Source organism: uncultured Amphritea sp., assembly GCF_937127095.1.
In the GTDB taxonomy this organism is placed as follows: domain Bacteria; phylum Pseudomonadota; class Gammaproteobacteria; order Pseudomonadales; family Balneatricaceae; genus Amphritea.
In genome coordinates this window covers 1-4,027 of sequence record NZ_CAKZLP010000012.1, presented here as the reverse complement: position 1 = coordinate 4,027, position 4,027 = coordinate 1, and the positions used below count along the sequence as shown (strand labels likewise).

Genomic DNA, 4,027 nt, shown 5'->3' with positions numbered 1-4,027 from the left:
GTTATCCAACATTTCAACCAGCCCATCTTTTGCCATGACATCAACAACCCTTTGCGTTGCCTGCCGGCTTTGCCCCATGACACGGCCGATTTCTGACACTGTCACCGGTTCATTAGATTTAACGATTGCGCCCATCACTTTCCAGCGTGCACTACTTAAGCCGAACTCCTCAGAAATTTTGTCCCCTTCAATATTCAGGAGGCCACTGACTTTAAAAACTTCCAGAATGATCTCTGTGAAAACTTCACCATCAGTCGTCATAAGCCACCTTGACAATATGTTGTCATGTTTATACACTCAAATACAGTTTGACAACATGTTACCAAAATCGATAATCGAAGAGAACATTATGACTCCCCAACTTCACCGTTTCTGTGCAGTCATTGCCACTTTATGCGTCGCTACATTTTTTATTTCAACTCTGACAGTAGAGCTATTGGGTAGTACTGAGTCCGTACAGCTGGTTAAATCACTGATTTTATTCCCAGGTTTACTGATACTGATTCCAGCGATTGCCGTTACAGGTGCAACTGGAGCGATAATGTCGAAGCAGTGCAAGGGCAAGATCATTGAACGTAAGAAACAGCGAATGCCTTTTATAGCATTGAATGGTTTAGTCATTCTGGTGCCTGCTGCCTACTTTTTAGATCACTGGGCTGGCTCAGGCGCATTTGACACTCAGTTTTACTGCGTACAAGTACTTGAGCTGATTGCAGGAGCAATAAACCTAACCTTAATGTCGCTAAATATTAAGGATGGTAGGAAATTCAGACCAAATAACGTACAAAATCAGACAAACGGCATCTGATTTTAAGGTGGTGAACAAAAGACACTTTTCCTGCGCCAGCCTCTTTTGAAACTATACGGCATGAGTCTTTATCAATAGAGCAGGGCGTTCATTACCTTTAACGCCTTTATAATTCGCCGCGTAGCGCGAAGCAGCGCTTTAGCGGTCCAGCACGAAGTTCGTTCGTTGACAAACCTGTTAGCGATTATCGACTAAGGTTTCCACCTGGCTTGCAAATGATAAGTATCTATAAGCCTCTGGATTTTTGGCGTTTCGCACCCCGTCTCGGCAATGACCTTATAGACAGCGCTTGTTGCTCGCTTACCACCTGCAACCAGAAAACTTTCTGCTTGAGCCTTACTCATAGTCGGTTTTCTTTTTTGTACCTCCCTTATGTAAGCGCCAGAGAATCAGCACCTTTTTTCCAGCCACTAACCGCCGCACACTGATTCCATCGTCACCTACGCGAGGAATCCATCATGAACTCAACCGAGCGCACACACTACTGGCAACAGTACATTGAACACTGGCGCGATACCGGGCTATCCGGCGCTGCTTTCTGCAAACAGCAGTCACTGTCCTATCACCAGTTTGTCTATTGGCGCCGCAAGCTCGAAGGTACAGATGATGCGACCGATACCGAGCGCTCACCAACACCCGGCTTTGCGCGCGTCACTCAGGTGGCCGCTTCACCGCTATCGAATGATCTGACCCTGAGGCTTCCGGGCGGCATGGCCATTACAGGGCTGCATGCCGGTAATGTCGATCTGCTCGGTGCAATCCTGAGGCAACTCTGATGAAACCGCGGTATCTGCGTCCCTCTCGGTCAATGCCCGAGATCTATCTGTACCGTGAGCCCATCGATTTTCGCAAGCAGGCCAATGGTCTGGCGGTGCTGATTGAGCAGGAGCTGGGGCATAGCCCCTTCACCGGCGCCCTGTATGCCTTCACCAACCGGCAGCGCAATAAGATCAAGTGCCTGATGTGGGAAGACAACGGCTTCATCCTCTATTACAAGGCGCTGGCCGAGGAGAAGTTCAAGTGGCCCAGCCCGGCTGATGAACTCATGCCGTTGACCGGCGAACAGATCAACTGGTTGCTCGATGGTTATGACATCAGCCTGCTGCAAGGCCATAAAACCTTGCATTATGAGGCCGTTGGATAGCCGGTTTTGGGTGCTTCAACTGGCTGTTTTTGATATAATTTTGCCCATGAAAACACAGCCCAAAACCACCTCAAAGACGCCTAACATCAGCGGTTTATCGACCGCTGACTTGCTGTCGATGGTGGCTGGGCTACAGCAGCAACTCCAACATCAAGAGCAGCATATCCAAAAGCGCGAGCAATACATCCTGCTGCTGGAAGAGATGCTGCGCTTGCAGCGCATCCAACGGTTCGCAGCCAGCAGTGAGAAAACGGCCCACCAGATCCACCTCTTCGATGAGTCCGAACTGGAAGCCGAGATCGATCAGCTGCGGGATCAGCTCCCGGACGATATTGAAGCCGCTGAAGATGATACCCCTGCTGCAAAGTCTGCACCCAAGCGCCGTCAGCGCGGCTTCTCCGATAGCTTGCTGCGTGAGCGCATCGAGCTGCTGCTGAGTGATGAAGAAAAGGCCGGGGCCGTCAAAACCTTCTTCACCAAGGTGAAGGAAGAGCTGGACTATATCCCCGCCCAGCTCAAAGTGCTGGAATACTGGCAGGAAAAAGCGGTGTTCGAGCAGGACGGCGATGAGCAGATCGTAGCCGCGGCCCGCCCGGCACACCCGCTGGGCAAGTGCATCGCCACCCCCTCGCTGCTGGCCTACCTGATCACCTCCAAATATGCCGATGGTCTGCCGCTGTATCGGCAAGAGCAGATGTTCAAGCGTCTGGGCCATGAGCTGAGCCGCACCAGTATGGCGCACTGGATCATCCGCCTGGATGAGGTGTTCAAACCGCTGATCCATCTGATGCGGGAGGCACAGAACAGTGCGGCCTACCTGCAGGCTGACGAAACCCGAATCCAGGTACTCAAAGAGGATGGCAAAGCCGCCCAATCCGATAAATGGATGTGGGTGACCCGAGGCGGCCCACCGGGCCAACCTTCAGTCCTGTTCGCCTATGATCCCTCTCGAAGTGGAAGCGTACCCGTGCGCCTGCTCGATGACTTCAAGGGTGTGCTGCAGGCGGATGGTTACTCCGGTTATGCACCGATCTGTTCAGCCAATAAGCTGACCCGCATCGGCTGCTGGGATCACGCCCGCCGCAAGTTCATCGAAGCGAGCAAAGCGGCCAAACCGGCGGGTAAAGGCAAACAGGCCAGGCTGTCCAAAGCGGATGTGGCACTCAGCCATATCAACAGGCTCTATGCCATCGAACGTCAGATCAAGGACCTGAACGTGGCCGAACGCTACCGGATCCGTCAGGCGTCGAGCCTGCCTCGACTGGAAGCGTTCAAGGCCTGGCTGGACGCCAACGTGGGTCGCGTGATGAAAGGCGGGCTAACTCGCAAAGCGATGGAATACACCCTGAACCAGTGGTCCACCCTGATCGGCTACTGTGAGCGGGGTGACCTGCACATCAGCAACGTACTGGCCGAGAACGCCATCCGTCCGTTCGCCGTGGGTCGCAAGGCCTGGCTGTTCGCCGATACCCCGCAGGGCGCTCACGCCAGCGCCACCTGTTACTCACTGATCGAAACGGCCAAAGCCAACAATCTGGAACCCTCGGCCTACATCCGGCATGTGCTGGAGCGGATCGCCAGCGCCGACACCCTGGAAAAGCTGGAGCGACTGCTGCCCTGGAATGTTGAACTGGAGCGGACTTCAAAAAAAGTGGCGCAGTACAGTTAAGGGCAAGTGGGTCGTTTTAACGGCGGTTACCCTAATCTCAGCAGTTTACCGACCGCTGACTTGCTGTCGCTGGTGGCCGGGCTGCAGCGGCAGCTGGCCTCGAAAGAGGCTCAACTTGAGCAGCGGGATCACATCCTTCAGCAGCGTGACCGGCAACTACAGCAGCGCGAGCAGTACATCCTGTTGCTGGAAGAGATGTTGCGCTTGCAGCGTATCCAGCGGTTCGCGGCCAGCAGTGAGAAAATGGCCCACCAGATCCACCTCTTCGATGAGCCGGAACTGGAAGCCGAGATCGATCAGCTGCGGGATCAACTTCCGGATGATCTTGCAGCCGCTGAAGATGATACCCCTGCTGCAAAGTCTGCACCCAAGCGCCGTCAGCGCGGCTTCTCCGATAGCTTGCTGC

The 4,027-nt window shown here is 53.7% G+C and carries 6 protein-coding genes; 5 read left to right on the top strand and 1 reads right to left on the bottom strand.

The window, feature by feature from the left end; genetic code table 11:
• A partial coding sequence (locus Q0499_RS03170) for a helix-turn-helix domain-containing protein (protein WP_299195967.1) occupies positions 1 to 261 on the bottom strand: 261 nt, incomplete at its 3' end.
• An 88-nt stretch (positions 262 to 349) separates the two neighbouring features.
• On the opposite strand from Q0499_RS03170, the gene Q0499_RS03165 reads away from it, so the two are divergent.
• From Q0499_RS03165 to Q0499_RS03145, 5 genes are all read left to right on the top strand, one after another.
• Positions 350 to 808: a hypothetical protein gene (locus Q0499_RS03165; RefSeq protein WP_299195965.1), complete on the top strand. Its 459-nt coding sequence runs from the start codon at positions 350 to 352 to the stop codon at positions 806 to 808.
• A 458-nt stretch (positions 809 to 1,266) separates the two neighbouring features.
• The gene (locus tag Q0499_RS03160) at positions 1,267 to 1,584 is read left to right on the top strand and encodes an IS66 family insertion sequence element accessory protein TnpB (RefSeq protein ID WP_299195963.1); all 318 of its coding nucleotides are present in this window, start codon (positions 1,267 to 1,269) and stop codon (positions 1,582 to 1,584) included.
• On the top strand, positions 1,584 to 1,952 hold the full coding sequence (gene tnpB, locus Q0499_RS03155; RefSeq protein ID WP_299195961.1) for an IS66 family insertion sequence element accessory protein TnpB: 369 nt from the start codon (positions 1,584 to 1,586) through the stop codon (positions 1,950 to 1,952). Before Q0499_RS03160 ends, tnpB begins: the two co-directional genes overlap by 1 nt.
• A 46-nt stretch (positions 1,953 to 1,998) precedes the next feature.
• Positions 1,999 to 3,621 carry an IS66 family transposase gene (locus Q0499_RS03150; protein ID WP_299195959.1) on the top strand — a complete coding sequence of 541 codons (1,623 nt, stop codon included), beginning with the start codon at positions 1,999 to 2,001 and terminating at the stop codon, positions 3,619 to 3,621.
• Between the two features lie 6 nt (positions 3,622 to 3,627).
• A partial coding sequence (locus Q0499_RS03145; protein WP_299195957.1) for a transposase occupies positions 3,628 to 4,027 on the top strand: 400 nt, incomplete at its 3' end.

Bases quoted from the DNA above. Each gene is read 5' to 3' on its own strand.
- Q0499_RS03160 (WP_299195963.1), top strand. From the start codon at position 1,267: ATGAACTCAACCGAGCGCACACACTACTGGCAACAGTACATTGAACAC.
- Q0499_RS03165 (WP_299195965.1), top strand. From the start codon at position 350: ATGACTCCCCAACTTCACCGTTTCTGTGCAGTCATTGCCACTTTATGC.
- Q0499_RS03150 (WP_299195959.1), top strand. From the start codon at position 1,999: ATGAAAACACAGCCCAAAACCACCTCAAAGACGCCTAACATCAGCGGT.
- tnpB (WP_299195961.1), top strand. From the start codon at position 1,584: ATGAAACCGCGGTATCTGCGTCCCTCTCGGTCAATGCCCGAGATCTAT.